This window comes from Variovorax sp. P1_H12_2, from assembly GCF_056405335.1.
This window is the reverse complement of sequence record NZ_JBFUCI010000010.1, coordinates 1-17,344: the sequence shown is the minus strand read 5'-3', so window position 1 is coordinate 17,344 and position 17,344 is coordinate 1. Positions and strand designations below refer to the sequence as shown.

The following is a 17,344-nucleotide window of genomic DNA, read 5'->3' as shown; positions in this document are numbered from 1 at the left end:
GCCCCTGCGCCGCGCTCATGCGCGCGACAGCTGCATCAACGCCTCGCCGCGCCGCCAGGCGGGCACACGCACACGCACACGCACTCGCACACGCGTCATCGTCCCGCAGGGCCTGATGGACGGCTCGGCTGCTCCTCTCCCTCCTCGGAGGGAGGACCCCACCATTGGCGTATTGCGTGATGCCTTCGTTTGTCCAAAGCTCTCCCCCCACTAGGGGCTGGAGGTGGAGAAGGATCGTCAACGCGGGGGGGGGGGGAGGCGGGGTGCCCGCGTCCGAAGCTGTCGTCGGGCAKCCCGGCGTTCTTCATCCAGCTGCGGTGGATGAAGGCGTCCTTGTCGTCGCCGGCGAACCAGGCGGCGGAGCGGAGTGTGTGTGTCATGCGGTGGAATCCATCGGGAAGCGGCGCGCGGCCTGGCGCGGGGCGCGCGGGCGCGCCGCCCCAGCGAGCCACGGCGTGCCGCGCCGCCCTTACATCACGCCGAAGTGGTTGAAGGCCTCGACCGTGCTCATGCCGTTCTGGATCGCGGTGCGCACCGCGCTCTCGGTGCTGACCKTCTCCAGCGCACGGCTGAGGGCTTCGACCTCCGCCTCGCGCGGCACGATCAGCACGCCGTCCTGGTCGCCGAAGACCACATCGCCCGGACGCACCCGCACGCCCTGGATCTCCACCGGAACCCGGTAGTCGACCACCTTGCCGCGCGGGCCCTGGTCCTGCGAGTAGCCGCCCAGCGAGAAGACCGGCATGCCCAGTTCCAGCACTTCGCTGGTGTCGCGCGAGTAGCCGTCGAGCACCGCGCCCGCCGCCTTCAGGTGCAGGGCGCGGGTGGTCATCAGTCCACCCCACAGCGCGAACTGCGGCGCGCAGCCGGTGGCGACATAGACCTCATGGGGCTTCAGGTCGTCCAGCGCATGGAACAGCAGGCCGAACGGCTGCTGGCTCAGCGCCGTCTTGCCTTCGGGCTCGGCGCGCGAAAAGCAATTGGTTTCCAGCACCGGCATCGCGCGGCCCGCGATCACCATCGACCGCGCGACCGGCCGGATGGCCGGCGGCAGGAACTGCCGCGTCAGGCCCATGGTGTCGAGGATGTCCCCCACCACCGCGGGAAACAGGCGGGTCTTCATCAGCGTGAACAGCTCGTCGTCGTCTTTCCACATGGCTTGCCTCTTTCTGATCGATCGGCCGATTGAACCGGCACGAGCGGCAGACGACAACCTTTATACCTATATGATAGGTTGGCACCATCGGCGATTCACATGCATCCACATCCTTTTGTCCTGGGCAAGCTCGACCGCACCTCATTGACCGAGCAGGCCGTGCAGAGCCTGCTTCGGCACATCGAGCAGGAGCAGCTCGGGCCTGGCGCGGCCCTGCCCGGCGAGGCCCGGCTGGCCGAGGTGCTCGGCGTCAGCCGGCCCGTGGTGCGCGAGGCCTTGCGCACGCTCAAGGGCATGGGCGTGGTGGAGATCGCCAACGGCAAAAGCCCCGTGATTCGCCGCGACCTGGACGCTTCCGCGCTGAATGTCTATTTTTCGCGGGCGCTGCAGGTGCTCGAGAATTCCACCGAGGATCTGATGGAGGTGCGGGCCAGCCTGGAAAGCCGGGCGGCGACTCTCGCGGCGCGGCGCCGGACGCCCGAACACATGGAGCGCATGTCTGCGCTGGTGGTGCAGATGCAGGCCCGGCTGCGCGACCCGGCCGCCTATGCGGCGCTCGACACCGAACTCCACATCGAGATCGCCCGCGCCAGCGGCAACCTTCTGCTCTGGCAGATGATCGGCTCGATCCGCAGTTCGCTCGAATCGCAGTCGCGCCAGGGCATGGAGCAGCGCAAGACCGAGGCGAGCCTGCAACGGGTCCAGGACAGCCATGCGGAGATGGTCGCCATGATCTGCGATGGCGACGACTGCGGCGCGGAGGCGTCGATGCGCGCGCACATGAACGCCGCGCTCCGCGTGCTGGCCGGGCCGAAGCGCGAGCGCAGCGCCGGCCGCCGGGCGCCCCGTCCCCGCCGGGATTGACCTTGGCTCGATGATTCGGCCCTCTTGACCCGGGAGGGCGCGCCCGTCAGCATCGAGCGCCATGGACCGCAACACCTGGCTCATCTACCTCCTGGCCGCCATCGGCCTGTCGCTGTCGCCCGGACCCAACGGGCTGCTGGCGCTCACGCACGGGGCCCTGCACGGTCGGCGCAAGGCGCTCTACACCATCTTCGGCGGAGCCTTCGGCTTCGTCGCCGTCGTGGCCCTCTCGATGTTCGGCATCGGCGCGCTGCTCCAGGCGTCGCTGGTGTGGCTGACCGTCATGAAGTGGCTGGGCGGTGCGTACCTCGTCTGGCTCGGCGTCCAGGTCTGGCGCTCGCCCCCGATCGGCCTCGAGCTTCAAGCTTCGGCGCAGGCCCGGCCGGGCTGGTCGCTGTTCCAGCAAGGCGCGCTCTCCGCCCTGACCAATCCCAAGGGGCTGCTGTTCTTCGCCGCCTTCCTGCCTCAGTTCATCGATCCCACCCGCAGCCTGTTCATCCAGTTCGTCATCATGGCCGGGACCTTCGCGGCGATCGAAATCGCGACCGAGGCGGTCATCGCCAGCATGGCGCATCGCATCAGTCCGTGGCTGCGCCGCGTCGGGCGGCGCTTCAACCAGGCCTGCGGCGGGGTGTTCGTGGCGATCGGTGTCGCGCTGCCCCTGCGTGGCTGAACGGTGGATGACCGATGCCCCGCTATGTTGCATTCCTCCGCGGTGTGAGCCCCATGAACGCCAAGATGCCGGCGCTGAAGCGCTGCTTCGAAAGCGCCGGCTTCACCGACATCAAGACCGTGCTGTCCAGCGGCAATGTCGCGTTCAACGCGCGTGCCGCGTCGCAGGCGGCACTTGAACGCAAGGCCGAAGCGGCGATGGCGCAGCAGCTCGGCCGGACCTTTCTTTCCATCGTGCGCTCCGCCGATGATCTTCGTGGGCTGTTCGACGCGGACCCGTTCGCCGCACTTCAGCTGTCGACGAACGCCAAGCGCGTCGTCACGTTCTTGCGCCAGCCTCCCGAGGCCAAGCTCTCGCTTCCGCTCGAGGTCGACGGCGCGTGCGTGCTCGCCATCCAGGGCCGGGAAGTCTTCACCGCGTACGTTCCGAACCCGCGCGGCCCGGTGTTCATGACGTTGATCGAGAAGACCTTCGGCACCGGCGTGACGACCCGCACCTGGGACACGGTCAGGAAATGTGCCGCAGCCTGAACGCCGGCCCTTCGTCGGGGCGTGGGTGTTCGGGATCACGCCATGCGCGGAACCGCGCGGCCGCGCTCAGTCGAAGTTCAGCAGCACTTTCATGGCCTGCGAGCGATCGGCCGCCAGCGCGAAGGCGCGGGCCGAGTCGCGGTACGACAACGTGGCCGAAATCAGCGGCTTCACGTCCACCAGCCCCTTGTTGAGCAGTTCCACCGCGACCGCGAATTCCTCGTGGAAGCGGAACGCGCCTCGCAGGTCGAATTCCTTGGCCACGAGGGTGTTGATCGGCAGCGTCATGTCGCCGCCCAGCCCGAGCTGCACGATGATGCCGCGCGGGCGCAGCGCATCGAAGGCGCCGACCAGCGCACGGACATTGCCGCTGGCCTCGAACAGCACGTCGAAGCTGCCCTTGTCGGCCGTGAAGCGCGCCAGGCCGTCGGGCGCTTCCGCCACGTTGACGATCTCGTCGGCGCCGACCTTGAGCGCCTTGCCCAGCGTGTGCGCTCCGACGTCGGTGGCGACGATGTGGCCGGCGCCTGCGCGCCGCGCGGCGATGATCGCCAGTGCACCGATCGGCCCGCAGCCGGTGACCAGCACGCGCTTGCCGAGCAGGGAGCCGGCACGTCGCACCGCGTGCAGCGCCACCGCCAGCGGCTCGGCCATCGAGCCTTCGCCATCGCTGACCGAATCGGCCAGCCGGTGGGCCTGGTGGGTCTCGACCACGATCTGCTGGCGGAACGCGCCCTGCACGTGCGGCGTGCGCATGGCGCTGCCGTAGTAGCGCATGTCGAGGCAATGGTTCTGCAGGCCCTGCTGGCAGTAGCGGCAAACGCCGCACGGCCGGCTCGGGCTGATGGCGATGCGTTCGCCGGGACTGAAGCTCGTGACGCCGGCGCCCACCGCCTCGATCATGCCGGCGACCTCATGGCCGAGCACCATCGGCTCCTTGATGCGGATGGCGCCGAAGCCGCCATGCTGGTAGTAGTGCAKATCCGAGCCGCAGATGCCGCCGCAGCGAACCCGGACCTGCAATTGATCGGAGCCGAGTTCGGCGGTTTCGAATTCTTCGACGCGCAGGTCGCCGGGGGCGTGGATGACGAGGGCTTCCATATCCGGACTCTCACGTCGTCAGTCACCGGGCGCCGGGCGGCGCGGCCGGGACCAGTCCATAGCGGCTCATGACGGCAACCAGCGCCGCCTTGTCCGGTGGTCCTCCGGTGTTGACCACCGCGCCGACATCGCGAAAGTACTGGGCGCCGATATCCGGTGACTGCACGACCAGTGCCCGGGCTTGCGTTCCAAAGGGATTCGAAAACTGATGCACGCTGCCCTTGGGACTGAACATCGTCGCGCCGGCTGCGAGGTCGCGCGTTTCGGCATCGACGGAGTATCGCAACGTTCCCTCCAGGACATAGATGCATTCGTCGTTCTGCGTATGACTGTGCGGCGGCGGCACGTTCGAGCCGGGCGGCACTGTGAGCTCGAACATGCCGACGCGGCCGGCCTGCGACCCGTCCACGAGATAGCGAATGGTCAGCTGGCCGACTTGGATGGTCGAGGGGTCTGTCATGTCAATCCTTCGTGGTGTGGAAAAAACGGAATGCGGGATCTTGCCGGGATTCACGATCGGAACTTGCGGTCGAGGGCTTCGGCAATCGCAGCGCCGATGCAGGCCAGCGGCGCCGCCCAGATCACCGCCAGGGTGCCGACAGCGAACTGTGCCTTCGCCAGTCGTTCCGGTGTCATGTCCCCCGGAGCCGCCCCGAAGAGCTGGTACTGGCGGTACAAGTCGTAGTTCAGGTACAGCCAGGCGGCGACGGCCAGCAACAGCAGCATGAATTTCCACCCGCTGTGCCACGGCGCGATGGTCTTCTGCACCACCTTCGTCGTTTGCAGGAAGAGCCCCAGAATGAAACCGGCGCCGGCTCCGAACAGCTCGACCGTGTGGTAGGCGGGCAGCGTGCCCAGGTACCTGGAGACCGTGGGCCATGACAACAGGGCGCCGACAAGCGCGCCAAGTCCCTGGATGATCTTCTCTCTCATGGCCCGGGCCACACCGCAACGCAAGCCTGCATTCTCATGGCTGCTCCTCAGGAACACGACTTGCACGAACCCCGCACCCGGGTGCAGCGGCGTTTCCATCCAGGCCTGGAAATCGCACCATTCGAATGTAGGAGCTTTGCGAGCGTCGGGCAATGCGCGGGCGAGGCCGCGCCATCCGCTCACGCGGGGGCGGGTCGATTCCCCTGCTCGGCGCTTGCATTGGCGCGCAGCAAGGCCGTCAGCCTTTCGGCCAGCGGCGACTGCCAGGCGCCGGCGCGCACGATGACCCCCATGTCCCGCGCGATCTCCAGCTCCGGCGCCGGCAGGACCTCCAGCCCGTGTCGGCGGGCCTCGGTCAGGCCGGCGACGCTGCAGAGCGTGAGCAGGGGGGAGTTCCGCGCCAGCGGCCACATCGACACCCGGCCGAACTCCGCCTCCACGCGCACGTCCGGCCCTTCCAGGCCCCGTTTGCGGTACTCGGCGGTGATCCACTGGCGCACGCGCACGTGGGTGCCCGGCAGGATCCATTGCTCCCGGGCGAGATCGTGCAGCGAGAGCGTCCCGCGCCCCTGCAGCGGATGGTTGCGATCGCTCACCACATGGAATCGATCGGCGTAGAGCGACTGGAAGCTCAGGCCCTGCGTCGTCGCGGTCTCGCTCGCCGGGGCAAGAATCAGATCCAGGGTGCCGGCCAGCAGCATCTCGATCAGTTCGCTGATCAGCCGCTCGCGCAGCTGCAGCCTGGCGGCCGGGCGCTCCTGGATGAGCTGCCAGAAGGCCGTGACCACCAGTTCCTCGGAGACCGAAGGGCTGAACCCGACGCGCAGCTGGCCCAGCTGGCCGGTGCGCATCTGCTGCATCTCGCGCATCGCGTCGCCGTACTCGAGCCAGATCTTGCGGCCACGGTGCAGGAACGAGCGGCCGGCTTCGGTGAGCAGAACCCCCTTGGCGTGCCGGGTGAAGAGCTGCAGGCCGGCGTCCGTTTCGATGCGGTGCACGGCCTTGGTCAAGGCGGGCTGGCTGATTCCCAGCGCCTGTGAAGCCCGGCCGATGCTCGCGTGCTCGGCGACCGCCAGAAGGTATTCAAAGTCCTGGATCTGCAAAGGCATTCCTGTTGGTTATGTCTTGTGCCAGTTTGGTTGATTGTTGGCATGCGTGCAAGTGGAGAAACTGGCCCAAGACCTTCCGCACACCGAGAGACAAACCATGGATCTGAACCTGCATATCCGACGCGGCGCCCGCTACTGGGGCCAACGGCCCGCCGTCATCCACAACGGCCGCATCGTGACCTATGCGGCGCTGCACGAGCGCTCCTGTCGCCTGGCCAACGCGCTGCTGGCGCTCGGGCTCCAGAAGGGCGATCGCGTGGCCATCCATGCGCGCAACTGCGCGCAACTCGTGGAGATCGAGTGCGCGCTGTACCAGGCGGGCCTGACCAAGGCCGCGCTCAATCCGCGCTACACCGCCACCGAGGTGTCGGAAGTCATGGCCGACTGCACGCCGGCCGTGCTGATCGCCGGGGAAGGCTTCACCGGCCACACCCCGTCCACGCCCGGCTTCGAGTCGGTGCGCGCGATGATTTCGCTGGCTGGCGAACGTCCCGGCTACCTGGATTACGAGGCGCTGCTGGCCCGTGCGTCCCCGGTCGCACCGGTGGTCGACATCGATCCGGACGATATCGCCGTGCTCCATTTCTCGTCCGGCTCCACCGGCAGGATCAAGGCCGCGATGCAGAGCTTCGGCAATCGCCGGGCCAGCCTTCGCAAGTTCCTCATCGGCAGCGACGTGCGGATAGGGCGGGGCGACCGGCTCGCGCTGCTCGGCCCGATGACGCACGCCACCGGCATGCTGATCCAACCGGTCCTGCACGGCGGCGGCACGCTGGTGGTGTTCGACAAGTACGAGGTCGAGCCCTTCCTGGCGGCGGTGCAGGAACTGCGCATCACGCACGTGTTCATGGTCCCGGCGATGATCAACATGGCGCTGGCGCATCCGGCGATCGGGCGCTACGACCTGTCCAGCCTGCGCTCCATCGCCTATGGCGCAGCGCCGATGGCACCCACGCGAATCCGGGAAGCCTGGGCCTGCTTCGGTCCGATCCTCTCGCAAGGCTACGGTGGCAGCGAGACCACGTCCGGCGTGGCACGCCTGTCCATCGAAGACCACGCGCACGCGATCGCCCACCGTCCCGAGCGCCTGGCATCCTGCGGGCGACCCCACGTCGAGGCCGATGTGCGGGTGGTGAACGAGCGCGGCGAAGAGGTCTCCGGCGACGAGATCGGCGAAGTGGTGGTGCGCGGCGAAGACGTCTTCAAGGGCTACTGGGGCGCGCCGGAGCTCACGGCCGAGGTGCTGGTCGACGGCTGGTTCCACACCAGCGACCTGGCGCGGGTGGACGAGGAGGGCTTCATCTACTTGGTGGACCGCAAGAAGGACATGATCATTTCGGGCGGATTCAACGTCTACCCGACCGAAGTGGAAGCCGCGCTCTACCAGCACCCCGCGGTCTTCGAGGCCTGCGTGGTGGGCGTGCCCGATGCGCAATGGGGCGAGAGCGTGAAGGCGGTCATCTGCCTGAGGGGGGACGCCACGGCCACGGCCGCCGAGCTGATGGCCTTCTGCCGCGAGCGCCTGGCCGACTACAAGTCCCCGCGCACGATCGAATTCGCGGCCGAGCTGCCGAAGAACCCGAGCGGAAAAATCGCGCGCAAGCTGGTGCGCGAGCCCTATTGGACCGACGTGGAACGCCGCGTCAACTGAACCGAGGAACAGAGACAGATGGAACACCTTGCCAGCCCCCAGCTCGCCGAGATTCGCGAGCGTCTTGCCCGCTTCATCCAGGACGAGGTCCTCCCGATCGAGAAAGAGCTCGACCTCGGCCCCGAGGACCCGTGGCCGCGCGAGGTCCTGCATCGCATCTGGCGCCGCTCGAGCGAAGCGGGCCTGCTGCCGATCTGCMTGCCGCCCGAGATGGGCGGCGCCGGCCTGAGCGTCCTGGACCAGTGCCTGCTGAAGCTGGACATCGCCAGGTCCGGTGCGTTGCTGGGCGCCCATGTGCTGGGCGACCTGAGCGGTCCGCCGCGCGTGGGCAACATGCTGAAGTACGCCACGCCCGATCAGATGGAGCGCTTCTTCCTGCCGGTCATTCGCGGCGAGAAGGGCACCTGCTTCGCGATGACCGAACCCCACTCCGGATCCGACGCCAACAGCATCACCACCCGCGCGGTGCTCGATGGCGACGAGCTTGTCATCAACGGCCACAAGCACTACATCAGCGGTTCGCCTTTCGCCGACTTCGCGATCGTCCAGTGCGTGACCGATCCCGACAGCACACCCAAGGGGGTGACGGCGGTTCTGGTCGAGCTGGATTCGCCCGGCGTGCGCCTGGAGCAGGCCTATCTTCCGATGTCCGGCCAGCACATCGACGCCGACATCATCTTCGAGAACGTGCGGGTGCCGGTGCGCAACGTGTTCGGCGGCTACGGCAACGGCTTCAAGCTCGGCATGGCGCGCATCAACGTGAACCGCCTGCTGCACTGCCCGACGATGCTGGGCATGGCGCGCCACGTCTACGAGCTGTCTCTGGGATACGCCCGCACCCGCCAGCAGTTCGGTGGCCCGATCGCGCGCTTCCAGGCGATCCAGCACATGCTCGCCGACATGGCCGCGGCCTTGTGGGCGTGCGAAAGCATGATCCTGAACACCGCGCTGCTGGCCGATCGCGGCGCCGACATCCGCATGGAGGCCGCGGCCTGCAAGCTGTTCGTGTCCGAACGTTGCTTCGAGGTGGCCGACAAGGCGGTGCAGATCCACGGCAACGTCGGCGTGACGAAGAACCATCCGGTGGAGCACGTGTTCCGCAAGCTGCGCATGTTCCGCATCGTCACGGGCACCTCCGAGATTCAGCGCAACACGATCGCCCGCGTCATTCTGGAAGCGTGAGTGAAAGAGGCGCACCAAGCGCCCGCGCAACCTTCAATTCACAAGGAGACAAGACATGAACAAGAGACGCTTCCTGCAGGCGGCCGGCGGCGCAGCGGCGGCACTGTTCGCATCGCACGCCAGCTGGGCCGCGGACGCCTATCCGGACCGGCCCATCCGGATGCTGGTGCCGTTCCAGCCGGGCAGCACACCGGACATCTGGGCGCGGGCGCTCGGCAGCGCCCTGACGGCGCGGCTGGGCCAGCCGATGGTGGTCGAGAACATGCCCGGCGCCGGCGGCTCCATCGGCGCATCGGCCCTGAAGCGCGCCACCCCTGACGGCTATACCCTGGGCCTGTTCGCCAACACGCAAGCCATCACCGTGCATACGTTCCGCACGCCGCCCTACGACCTGGCGGCGGATTTCGTGGCCATTTCGATGCTGGGCGGCGGGGCTTCGCTGCTCACGGTTCCCGCGTCTTCGCCCATACGCACGGCCCAGGACTTGATCGCCGCGCTGAAGGCGAAGCCGGGCGGGATGGCTTACGGCTCCGGCGGCAATGGCAGCATCGCCCACCTGGCGGTCGAGCAACTGCTCAGGGATACCGGCACGACGGCCTTGCACGTCCCCTACAAGGGCGCGCCGGACATCGTCTCGTCCCAGCTGTCGGGCCAGACCCAATTCGGCATGCCCATCCTGGGGACGGCATTGACGTTCGTCAACAACGGCAAGCTGCGTGCGCTGGCCGTCACCAGCGACAAGCGGTCGCCTTCGCTGCCCGAGGTGCCGACGCTGGCAGAGGCGCTGCCTCCCGGCTTCTCGTTGAACAGCTGGTCGGGGGTTTTCGCGCCCGCCAGGACGCCGGCGCCGATCGTCGATCGCCTGTCCAGGGAGATCGGCGCCATCTTGCGCTCGGGTGCGATGGATGAGCTGGTGAAGACCATGGGCTCCGAGCTCCGCCCTGATGGCTCGCCGGCGGAGTTCCAGAAATTCGTGATCGCCGAGGACAAGCGCTTCGGTGATCTGATCAGGACCATTGGCTTGAAGGTGGACGGACGATGAAACCGGAATGGTCGTGCCTGAAGGATGTGACGATCCTCGATGTCAGCCAGTTGCTGCCCGGGCCTCACGCGGCGTCGCTGCTCGCGCAGCTGGGCGCGGACGTGATCAAGATCGAGAACCCGGACACCGGCGATACCTCGCGCCTGCTCGGGCCGGCGGTGTTCGCCCAGTTCAATCGCGGCAAGCGATCGGTCGCCCTGGACCTGAAGTCGCCCGAAGGAAAGGCGGACTTCCTGGACCTGGTCAAGCGCGCCGATGCGGTGATCGAAGGCTTCCGCCCGGGCGTGATGCAGCGGCTGGGTCTGGGCTACGACGCCCTGGCGGAGGTCAACCCGTCCATCGTGCTGTGCTCGATCTCGGGCTTCGGCCAGACCGGTCCGCTGGCGGCCGATGCGGGCCATGACCTGAACTACCTGGCCCTGTCGGGCTACTGGGCGGTGCCGGTGCAGGTGCACGACAAGGTGTCGCGGCCACGCGCGCGCATCTCGGACTTTGCCGCCTCGGGCTATGCCGCACTGTCGCTGAGCGTGGCGATCATGAGCGCCCGTCAGAACGGCCGGGGGCAGCACCTGGACGTGTCGATTCTGGATGCCGTGACGTCGTGGACGGCGCAGGGCGCCTGGGCCGCGCGCGGCATTCCCGCGGACCGGCTGATCGACTCGCCGACGGTGATGCCGGAGAACGACCTGTTCGAAACCCTGGATTGCCGCCACCTGGCGATGGGCATCCTGGAGAACAAGTTCTGGGTCAACCTGTGCGAGGTGCTGGGCGACGAATTTCCCGCCTTGCGCGATCCGCGTTTCGCGACGCGGCCGCAAAGGCAGAAGCACAAGCAGGAGGTCAACAGCCTCATGGTGCAGGTGTTCGCGGGCAAGACGCTGGCCGAATGGGGCGATCGCTTCGCCGGCACCGACGTTCCCTTCTCCCCGGTGCTGGGCGCCGCGGAGCTGTTCGAGGATGCGCAACTGATCGCCCGCGACATGGTGCGGCAGCACCCCGAGGAAGGCCGGATCTCGGTGCGCTTTCCGGTGAAGTTCTCTGCCGGCCTGCCGGACGCGCCGGAGGGGGTGCCCGCGCTTGGCGAGCACACGGAGTCGGTCCTGAAGGCTTGACGAGGGTGCAGTGCCCCACGCTGCCTCGCTTCGTGGGGTCGCTGCCCCCCGAGGGGGCGCAAGCCGCCTTGGGCGGCCCGTCCGCGCCTTTGCGCCTTGTCCGCAATTCGAGCGCATGTATTGATCTGCCGCAAGGTCGGGGCGGCGCGGAGGTGAGAGGCTACGGCCATCCCCTCCGGAGTGCCCGCAATGACACACACCACAATCAGAATCATCCGCGATGAGCATTCGGCGCTTTCCGCCATGCTGCGCTCCATCGTCCTGCTGCTGGCCCAGCACCGCCGACAGGGCACGCTGCCGGATTTCGGCGCCTTGCGCGCGATGCTCTTCTATGTCGACGAGTTTCCCGAGAAGCGGCACCACCGCAAGGAGTCCGAGCTGCTGTTCCCGAAGATGCGCGCGCGGACGCCGATCTCGCGCGAACTGCTCGACCGGCTGGACGACGACCATGCGCGCGGCGAGCGAAAGATCCGGGAAGTCGAACATGCCTTGCTCGGCTTCGAGATGATGGGCGAGGCCCGTCGTCAAGCCTTCGAGCAGGCGGTCGAGCGCTATGTCGACTTCTACCTGGCCCACATGGCGATGGAAGAGCGCGAAATCCTTCCCTTGGCAGAGAAAGTGCTGACGGACGAAGACTGGAGCGAGCTCGACCGGGCCTTCAGCGCCAATCGCGATCCGCTCACCGGTTGCGAGCCGGAGCCGGACTACGGCGCGCTCTTCACCCGGATCGTGAATGCGGTTCCCGCACCGATCGGCCTGGGCGCGGGTTGAGGGGCGGCCAACGAGCGGGAGCAGAGGGCTGTCCTTGCACCTTTACGGACGGCCGGTAGAGGGCGGGTTCGGATTCGCCCCGGCCCGATCCCGGAGTAGACGGTCTCGCCAGTCTTGAGCTCGGTGACGGTCCGCACTAGCCGCTGGCGCGGTTCGAGTGCGGCGGCACCAGCAGGTCACACATCTCCACGAAGCGCAGAGCCGATGGCGACAGCGCGTGCCCCCGCACTGTAATGATGGCGATCGTTCGCCTCATGGCTGGGCGCATGATGCGGATGGCCTTCAGGGTGCCATGCGAAGGCACCGCCACGGCGGGCAGAATGCCGACGCCCAGCCCGGCCTCCACCATCGCCACCGTCGTGCTCACGTGGGTGAACTCGTAGTTCAGTTCGCACGCAAGGCCTTCCGCCGACAGGGCTTCGAGAAGCTGCCTGCGGAACTCCGATTCTCCGAGCGTCAGCAGCGGCGAGCGCGCGAGTTCGCGCAGCGAGATCCCTTTCTTTTGCGCCGCCGGGTGATCGGCGGACACGAGCGCCATGTAGTCGTCGTCGAACAGGGGCCGACTGTGCAGGGTGCCCGGCTTCAAGGGCTGGGGGCCGATGCCGAAATCGACTTCGCCCCGGCGCACCGCCTCCAGCAGGTCCGGCTGGGCCAACTCCCGCACACGCACGGAAATGCCGGGATGGCGCTGCGCGAATTTCGTCAGCAACCCGGGCAGGCGCGTGCCCGCCACCGTGGGAACGCATGCGAAGGTCAACTGGCCCCGCTGCATGTCGGCGACCAACTGGAGGCCCGCGAGTGCATCGTCCAATTCGGCCATCGCCTTGCGGGCACTGATCATCAACTGCTCCCCCTCGCGCGTGAGTTCGACCCTGCGCGTGGTGCGATGAAACAGCGCAACGCCCAGGCGTTCTTCCAGTTGGCGGATCTGCATGCTCACCGCCGGCAGCGACAAGTGCATCTGTTCAGCCGCCTTGCGGAAACTGGCGTGCTCGGCAACGGCAAGAAATGTCGAAAGGAGCTTGAAGTTGATCTTCATCGAAAATTGAACAATCGCTCAGATTATTTGATTTGTGTTGATGGATCGTACAGGCCTACGATCCGGCCTCTGATAGTTCTTTCCGAGTGGAGCCTCTGTGGAAGTCAAGCGAATCGCCGGCGCGCTCGGCGCTGAAGTGCTCGGCCTGGACCTGCGCCGCCCTCTGAGCCAGGGCATGGCCGCCGAGTTGCGCGCGGCGTTCCTCGCGCACAAGGTCGTCTTCCTGCGCGGACAACCGCTCAGTCCCGAGGAATTCCTGCGCTTCGCCTGCGCCTTCGGCAAGCCGGTCGAATATCCGTTCGTCAAGGGGATCGAAGGCCATCCCGAGATCATCGAAGTCAAGAAGCTGGCGCACGAGCGCGTCAACTTCGGGGGCGTTTGGCACACGGACACGGCCTATCTGGACGAACCGCCCATGGGCACGATGCTGTTGTCCAGGGAGGTGCCCCCTTATGGAGGCGACACGATGTTCGCAAACCAGGTGCTGGCCTATGAGGCCCTCTCAGACACGATGAAGCGCCTGCTGAATGGCCTGGTGGGCATCGCCAGTTCGGCCAAGGCGGATGTCTCGAAGACGCGCGAAGACCGCATCCGCAGCGACGGCAACGAAAGGGTGGCCCGGGAGTTCGTCTCCAGGCATCCCGTCGTGCGCACCCATCCCGAGACGGGAGAGCAGGCGCTGTATGTGAATGTCGCGCACACCGACGGCATCGAAGGACTCACGGAGGCCGAGAGCGCGCCGCTGCTGCGCTTTCTCTTCGAGCACCAGGTCAAGCCGGAGTTCACCTGTCGATGGTCCTGGCAGACGGACTGCATCGCCTTCTGGGACAACCGCGCGGTCCAACACAACCCGGTGAACGACTATCACGGCTTTCGCCGTGTATTGCACCGGATCACCCTCGCCGGCGGGCGGCCGTTCCAGGATTTGTCGCGACAGCAGACGATGCCGCGCGGCGTTCAAGAGCCAAGCGAGGCGGCGCATTGATGCACTTGCGTCGAGGCGACGGGCCCGGAGATTCGAAGCTCCTCCGGCCAAGGCGGTCGATGGTCTAGGTGGCAGTTGGAGCCGGGGGCTCCGGGCGGTCCGATTTCAGCACGCCGCGGCGCACCTGGTCGCGTTCGATCGACTGGAACAGCGCCTTGAAGTTGCCCTCGCCGAACCCGTCGTCGCCCTTGCGCTGGATGAACTCGAAGAACACCGGCCCGAAGACGGTCTCGGAGAAGATCTGCAGCAGCAGGCGCGGRCTGCCGCCCCCGGTGCTGCCGTCCAGCAGGATGCCGCGCGCCTGCAGTTCGGGGATCGGCTGGCCGTGGCCGGGGAGCCGCTGCTCGAGCATCTCGTAGTAGATGTCGTTGGGCGCGGTCATCAGGGGCACGCCGGCCAGGCCGAGCTGGTCGATGGTCGAGATCAGGTCCTCGCTCAGGAGCGCGATGTGCTGGATGCCCTCGCCATTGAACTTCATCAGGAACTCCTCGATCTGGCCCGAGCCGCCCTTGGAGGATTCCTCGTTCAGCGGAATGCGGATCTTGCCGTCGGGCGCGGTCAGCGCCTTCGAGGTGAGGCCGGTGTATTCGCCCTGGATGTCGAAGTAGCGGATCTCGCGGAAGTTGAAGAGCTTCTCGTAGTAGCCGGCCCAGAAGGCCATGCGGCCGCGGTAGACGTTGTGCGTCAGGTGGTCGACGATCTTCAGGCCGTGGCCGGCCGGATGCCGGTCGACGCCGGCGATGAATTCGAAGTCGATGTCGTAGATCGACTTGCCGTCCTCGAAACGGTCGATCAGGTACAGCGGCGCACCGCCGATGCCCTTGATCGCGGGCAGCCGCAGCTCCATCGGGCCGGTGGCGATCTCCACCGGCTGGGCCCCGAGCGCGAGGGCGCGCGCGTAGGCCTGGTGCGAGTCCCTGACGCGGAAGGCCAGCCCGCAGGCCGAGGGGCCGTGCTCGGCCGCGAAGTAGGCCGCCGGGCTGTTCGGCTCGCGGTTGACGATGAAGTTGATGTCGCCCTGGCGGTACAGCACCACGTCCTTCGAGCGATGGTGCGCCACCAGGCTGAAGCCGAGCTTCTCGAAGAAGGGCTCGAGCAGGTTCGGCGTGGGCGAGGCGAACTCGACGAACTCGAAGCCCATCAGTCCCATCGGGTTCTCGAACAGATCGGTCATGTGCGTGCTCCGAAGATGCGGCCTATTCGGCCGTGATGTTGGCCTTCCTGACCAGCCGGGCGTAGCGCTCCTGCTCGGTCTTGAAGAACTGGGCCGAGGCCTCGGGGCTCATCGGGTTGATGATGTTCTCCTGCTTGGCCATGGCCTCCCTGGTCTCGGGCATGTTGAAGGCCGCCACCACCGCAGTGTGCAACCGTTTGACCTCGGCCGGTGGCAGTTTCGCCGGGCCGATCACCGCGAACCAGCCCGCGACGTCGACGCCGACTCCACCGCCGGCTGCACCTTGCCGCGGATCGCCCGCGCGGTGAAAGTCGTCTTCATGCCGAGCTGTTCCGAGACCTCGGCATCGCTCATTCCGCCCTGTATGAGCCGCGCGGCATAGGCGTTGCGCACGAACTGCGGGCCATGGAAGGCCGCTTCGTGGCCCAGCACATCGAGCGTGCGCTTCACGCAGCTCGTGACCACGCGCTCGGCCAGGTCCGGTGCCACGGGGCTGCAGGCAGCGCCCAGGCCGCCGCCGATCAGTTCGGCCGACTGCACCATGTCGGCCTGGCCGAGGAAGAGGCGATTGGAGACCCGGGCGTGCTCGTCGCGCTCGCGCCGCGTCCGCACCACCCGCAGCGTGCTGCGGGCCTCGAGCCACTGCTGCAGCGCCTGCCCCAGATGCGGGGGGCCGACCAGCGTGCGCGCCTCGACCTGCCGGTGGCCCGGCGAGCGGATGACCACGCTGCCGTCCGCCTGGATCGTGATGTTGCGCGGGATCAGCTTGCAGACTTCGGACAGCTTCAGCCCGCACTCGGCCACCACCAGGCGCAGCGCCAGGTTGCGCGCCGGCGTCCAGCCGCTGGGGAGCTGGCGCGACTCTTCCTCGAAGAGCTCGGCGGCCATCCGTTCGTAGGCCGCCAGGAAGGTCGGGCCGGGCGGCAGCGGGGGATCGGTCTCGAAACGGGTCTCGGGCTGTCGCCGCTTGCGGTCGAGCACCACCGATGCCGGGTTCGAAGCGAGGACGCCGGTGGCGTGCAGGTGCGTGAAGACGCGGTGGATCTCCGCCAGGTAGGTGCGCATGGTGCGCACGCTGGCGGGCGCATCGTCGCGTCCGCGCAGGGTGTCGAGAAAGGACTCGACATGGGCCTGCCGGACCTCGTCGAGCCGCAGCGACCGGGCGGCGAGCCAGCGGCAGAACTTGCCCCAGAACGATTGATAGAGCTCGTTGCTGTGCGCGGTGTAGCGCGGCGCATCGGCGCCGGCGCTGTCGGAGGCCTTCTTCCAGCTCAGGGTCGAGCGCCACTGCCGATGGGCTTCGACGGGATTCTGAAGCCAGGGCAGGCGAGCTTCGGAGGAGGCGGCGATGGTGTGCGGCATGTTGCTTGAGATGCAGCATAGACCAGAGGGGCAGGGCCTGGAAGAAGAGTCCTGCGGATCTTCCTCGACATCGGGGCGCCGCAATCAGGACACGGGGTTGGACTGCACGGCCACATCGATGGCATCCAGCAGGTCCTTGCCGCGAAACGGCTTCGACAGATAGCCCGACGCGCCGCGGCGCATCGCGTCGATACGCACCTGCGGCGCGTCATGCGCCGTGACCACGATGACTGGAGGCCCATGTCCGCGCGTGCGCAATTCCGTCAGCAATTCCAGGCCGGACATCGCGGGCAGCTTGAAGTCGCTGACGATGCAGGCGGCCTTTGCGATCGATCCCTCGGCCAGGAGCGCCTCCGCCGACGCATACGCCACTGTCTTCCATCCGGCCGCGTTCAGCAGGCGCTGGATCGCCTGGCGCATGCTGTCGTCGTCCTCCACCACAAGTACCACGCCGGTCGGGATCAGTGTCATCGGGGTGTCCGTGAAGCGGCCGATCGGAATCGCGCGTTCCGCCGAAAAGCCGCTTCGATCATTGCGCGCTGGCGTTCGCAAGGAAACCCGGTCGAGGGGCAATTCGATTGCCCGAAAGGGAAGGCGCGCAGCGTGCTCAGAACCTGAAGCCGTCGCCGAAGTGGAGCCCGCCCATCGCCACCTTGGTGG

General features: G+C 67.3%; 19 protein-coding genes. 9 read left to right on the top strand and 10 right to left on the bottom strand.

Going from position 1 to position 17,344, the window contains the following annotated elements; all coding sequences use genetic code 11:
* Positions 1 to 469 precede the first annotated feature (469 nt).
* Entirely contained in the window at positions 470 to 1,156 is a 687-nt protein-coding gene (locus AC1D2K_RS02400) for an RraA family protein (RefSeq protein WP_478086021.1), read from the bottom strand.
* A gap of 99 nt (positions 1,157 to 1,255) precedes the next feature.
* Here AC1D2K_RS02400 and AC1D2K_RS02395 point away from each other — a divergent pair, with 99 nt between their 5' ends.
* From AC1D2K_RS02395 to AC1D2K_RS02385, 3 genes are all read left to right on the top strand, one after another.
* Entirely contained in the window at positions 1,256 to 2,020 is a 765-nt protein-coding gene (locus AC1D2K_RS02395; RefSeq protein WP_478086020.1) for a FadR/GntR family transcriptional regulator, read from the top strand.
* A gap of 61 nt (positions 2,021 to 2,081) precedes the next feature.
* Positions 2,082 to 2,693, top strand: a complete 612-nt coding sequence (locus AC1D2K_RS02390; protein ID WP_478086018.1) for a LysE family translocator — start codon at positions 2,082 to 2,084, stop codon at positions 2,691 to 2,693.
* Between the two features lie 14 nt (positions 2,694 to 2,707).
* Complete coding sequence (locus tag AC1D2K_RS02385) at positions 2,708 to 3,223, top strand: DUF1697 domain-containing protein (protein WP_478086017.1); 516 nt, start codon at positions 2,708 to 2,710, stop codon at positions 3,221 to 3,223.
* Between the two features lie 66 nt (positions 3,224 to 3,289).
* Here AC1D2K_RS02385 and AC1D2K_RS02380 read toward each other — a convergent pair whose 3' ends face one another.
* The 4 genes from AC1D2K_RS02380 to AC1D2K_RS02365 all read right to left on the bottom strand — a co-directional run bounded on the left by AC1D2K_RS02380 (position 3,290) and on the right by AC1D2K_RS02365 (position 6,366).
* Positions 3,290 to 4,324, bottom strand: a complete 1,035-nt coding sequence (locus AC1D2K_RS02380; protein ID WP_478086016.1) for an L-idonate 5-dehydrogenase — start codon at positions 4,322 to 4,324, stop codon at positions 3,290 to 3,292.
* Positions 4,325 to 4,346: 22 nt separating this feature from the next.
* On the bottom strand, positions 4,347 to 4,838 hold the full coding sequence (locus tag AC1D2K_RS02375) for a cupin domain-containing protein (RefSeq protein ID WP_478086014.1): 492 nt from the start codon (positions 4,836 to 4,838) through the stop codon (positions 4,347 to 4,349).
* A complete protein-coding gene (locus AC1D2K_RS02370; protein ID WP_478086013.1) occupies positions 4,835 to 5,356 on the bottom strand; it encodes a hypothetical protein in 522 nt (173 codons plus the stop codon). Before AC1D2K_RS02370 ends, AC1D2K_RS02375 begins: the two co-directional genes overlap by 4 nt.
* A gap of 80 nt (positions 5,357 to 5,436) precedes the next feature.
* Positions 5,437 to 6,366: a LysR family transcriptional regulator gene (locus tag AC1D2K_RS02365; RefSeq protein WP_478086012.1), complete on the bottom strand. Its 930-nt coding sequence runs from the start codon at positions 6,364 to 6,366 to the stop codon at positions 5,437 to 5,439.
* Positions 6,367 to 6,463: 97 nt separating this feature from the next.
* Here AC1D2K_RS02365 and AC1D2K_RS02360 point away from each other — a divergent pair, with 97 nt between their 5' ends.
* The 5 genes from AC1D2K_RS02360 (at position 6,464) to AC1D2K_RS02340 (ending at position 12,124) form a co-directional block, all read left to right on the top strand.
* The gene (locus AC1D2K_RS02360) at positions 6,464 to 8,017 is read left to right on the top strand and encodes an AMP-binding protein (RefSeq protein WP_478086010.1); all 1,554 of its coding nucleotides are present in this window, start codon (positions 6,464 to 6,466) and stop codon (positions 8,015 to 8,017) included.
* Positions 8,018 to 8,035: 18 nt separating this feature from the next.
* Complete coding sequence (locus AC1D2K_RS02355; protein WP_478086008.1) at positions 8,036 to 9,199, top strand: acyl-CoA dehydrogenase family protein; 1,164 nt, start codon at positions 8,036 to 8,038, stop codon at positions 9,197 to 9,199.
* 55 nt (positions 9,200 to 9,254) lie between these two features.
* The gene (locus AC1D2K_RS02350; protein ID WP_478086006.1) at positions 9,255 to 10,241 is read left to right on the top strand and encodes a Bug family tripartite tricarboxylate transporter substrate binding protein; all 987 of its coding nucleotides are present in this window, start codon (positions 9,255 to 9,257) and stop codon (positions 10,239 to 10,241) included.
* The gene (locus AC1D2K_RS02345; protein WP_478086004.1) at positions 10,238 to 11,353 is read left to right on the top strand and encodes a CaiB/BaiF CoA transferase family protein; all 1,116 of its coding nucleotides are present in this window, start codon (positions 10,238 to 10,240) and stop codon (positions 11,351 to 11,353) included. The genes AC1D2K_RS02350 and AC1D2K_RS02345 overlap by 4 nt, the downstream gene beginning before the upstream one ends.
* A gap of 189 nt (positions 11,354 to 11,542) precedes the next feature.
* Entirely contained in the window at positions 11,543 to 12,124 is a 582-nt protein-coding gene (locus tag AC1D2K_RS02340; protein ID WP_478086002.1) for a hemerythrin domain-containing protein, read from the top strand.
* Positions 12,125 to 12,260: 136 nt separating this feature from the next.
* Here the strand turns inward: AC1D2K_RS02340 and AC1D2K_RS02335 are convergent, their stop codons facing one another.
* The gene (locus AC1D2K_RS02335) at positions 12,261 to 13,163 is read right to left on the bottom strand and encodes a LysR family transcriptional regulator (protein WP_478086000.1); all 903 of its coding nucleotides are present in this window, start codon (positions 13,161 to 13,163) and stop codon (positions 12,261 to 12,263) included.
* Between the two features lie 97 nt (positions 13,164 to 13,260).
* Here AC1D2K_RS02335 and AC1D2K_RS02330 point away from each other — a divergent pair, with 97 nt between their 5' ends.
* Positions 13,261 to 14,148, top strand: a complete 888-nt coding sequence (locus tag AC1D2K_RS02330; protein ID WP_478085999.1) for a TauD/TfdA dioxygenase family protein — start codon at positions 13,261 to 13,263, stop codon at positions 14,146 to 14,148.
* Positions 14,149 to 14,212: 64 nt separating this feature from the next.
* On the opposite strand, the gene hppD is transcribed toward AC1D2K_RS02330, so the two are convergent.
* The 4 genes from hppD to AC1D2K_RS02310 form a co-directional block, all read right to left on the bottom strand.
* The gene (gene hppD, locus AC1D2K_RS02325) at positions 14,213 to 15,322 is read right to left on the bottom strand and encodes a 4-hydroxyphenylpyruvate dioxygenase (RefSeq protein WP_478085997.1); all 1,110 of its coding nucleotides are present in this window, start codon (positions 15,320 to 15,322) and stop codon (positions 14,213 to 14,215) included.
* A gap of 22 nt (positions 15,323 to 15,344) precedes the next feature.
* Positions 15,345 to 15,557, bottom strand: a complete 213-nt coding sequence (locus AC1D2K_RS02320) for a hypothetical protein (protein ID WP_478085996.1) — start codon at positions 15,555 to 15,557, stop codon at positions 15,345 to 15,347.
* Positions 15,554 to 16,684 carry a site-specific integrase gene (locus AC1D2K_RS02315; RefSeq protein WP_478085995.1) on the bottom strand — a complete coding sequence of 377 codons (1,131 nt, stop codon included), beginning with the start codon at positions 16,682 to 16,684 and terminating at the stop codon, positions 15,554 to 15,556. Before AC1D2K_RS02315 ends, AC1D2K_RS02320 begins: the two co-directional genes overlap by 4 nt.
* An 84-nt stretch (positions 16,685 to 16,768) precedes the next feature.
* Positions 16,769 to 17,344 (bottom strand): response regulator transcription factor (locus tag AC1D2K_RS02310; protein ID WP_478085993.1); only part of this gene is annotated, 576 nt, incomplete at its 5' end.

Coding starts and splice junctions, on each gene's coding strand:
- AC1D2K_RS02345 (WP_478086004.1), top strand. CDS start 10,238: ATGAAACCGGAATGGTCGTGCCTGAAGGATGTGACGATCCTCGATGTC.
- AC1D2K_RS02360 (WP_478086010.1), top strand. CDS start 6,464: ATGGATCTGAACCTGCATATCCGACGCGGCGCCCGCTACTGGGGCCAA.
- AC1D2K_RS02340 (WP_478086002.1), top strand. CDS start 11,543: ATGACACACACCACAATCAGAATCATCCGCGATGAGCATTCGGCGCTT.
- AC1D2K_RS02335 (WP_478086000.1), bottom strand. CDS start 13,163: ATGAAGATCAACTTCAAGCTCCTTTCGACATTTCTTGCCGTTGCCGAG.
- AC1D2K_RS02315 (WP_478085995.1), bottom strand. CDS start 16,684: ATGCCGCACACCATCGCCGCCTCCTCCGAAGCTCGCCTGCCCTGGCTT.
- AC1D2K_RS02390 (WP_478086018.1), top strand. CDS start 2,082: ATGGACCGCAACACCTGGCTCATCTACCTCCTGGCCGCCATCGGCCTG.
- AC1D2K_RS02365 (WP_478086012.1), bottom strand. CDS start 6,366: ATGCCTTTGCAGATCCAGGACTTTGAATACCTTCTGGCGGTCGCCGAG.
- AC1D2K_RS02350 (WP_478086006.1), top strand. CDS start 9,255: ATGAACAAGAGACGCTTCCTGCAGGCGGCCGGCGGCGCAGCGGCGGCA.
- AC1D2K_RS02395 (WP_478086020.1), top strand. CDS start 1,256: ATGCATCCACATCCTTTTGTCCTGGGCAAGCTCGACCGCACCTCATTG.
- AC1D2K_RS02370 (WP_478086013.1), bottom strand. CDS start 5,356: ATGGAAACGCCGCTGCACCCGGGTGCGGGGTTCGTGCAAGTCGTGTTC.
- AC1D2K_RS02385 (WP_478086017.1), top strand. CDS start 2,708: ATGCCCCGCTATGTTGCATTCCTCCGCGGTGTGAGCCCCATGAACGCC.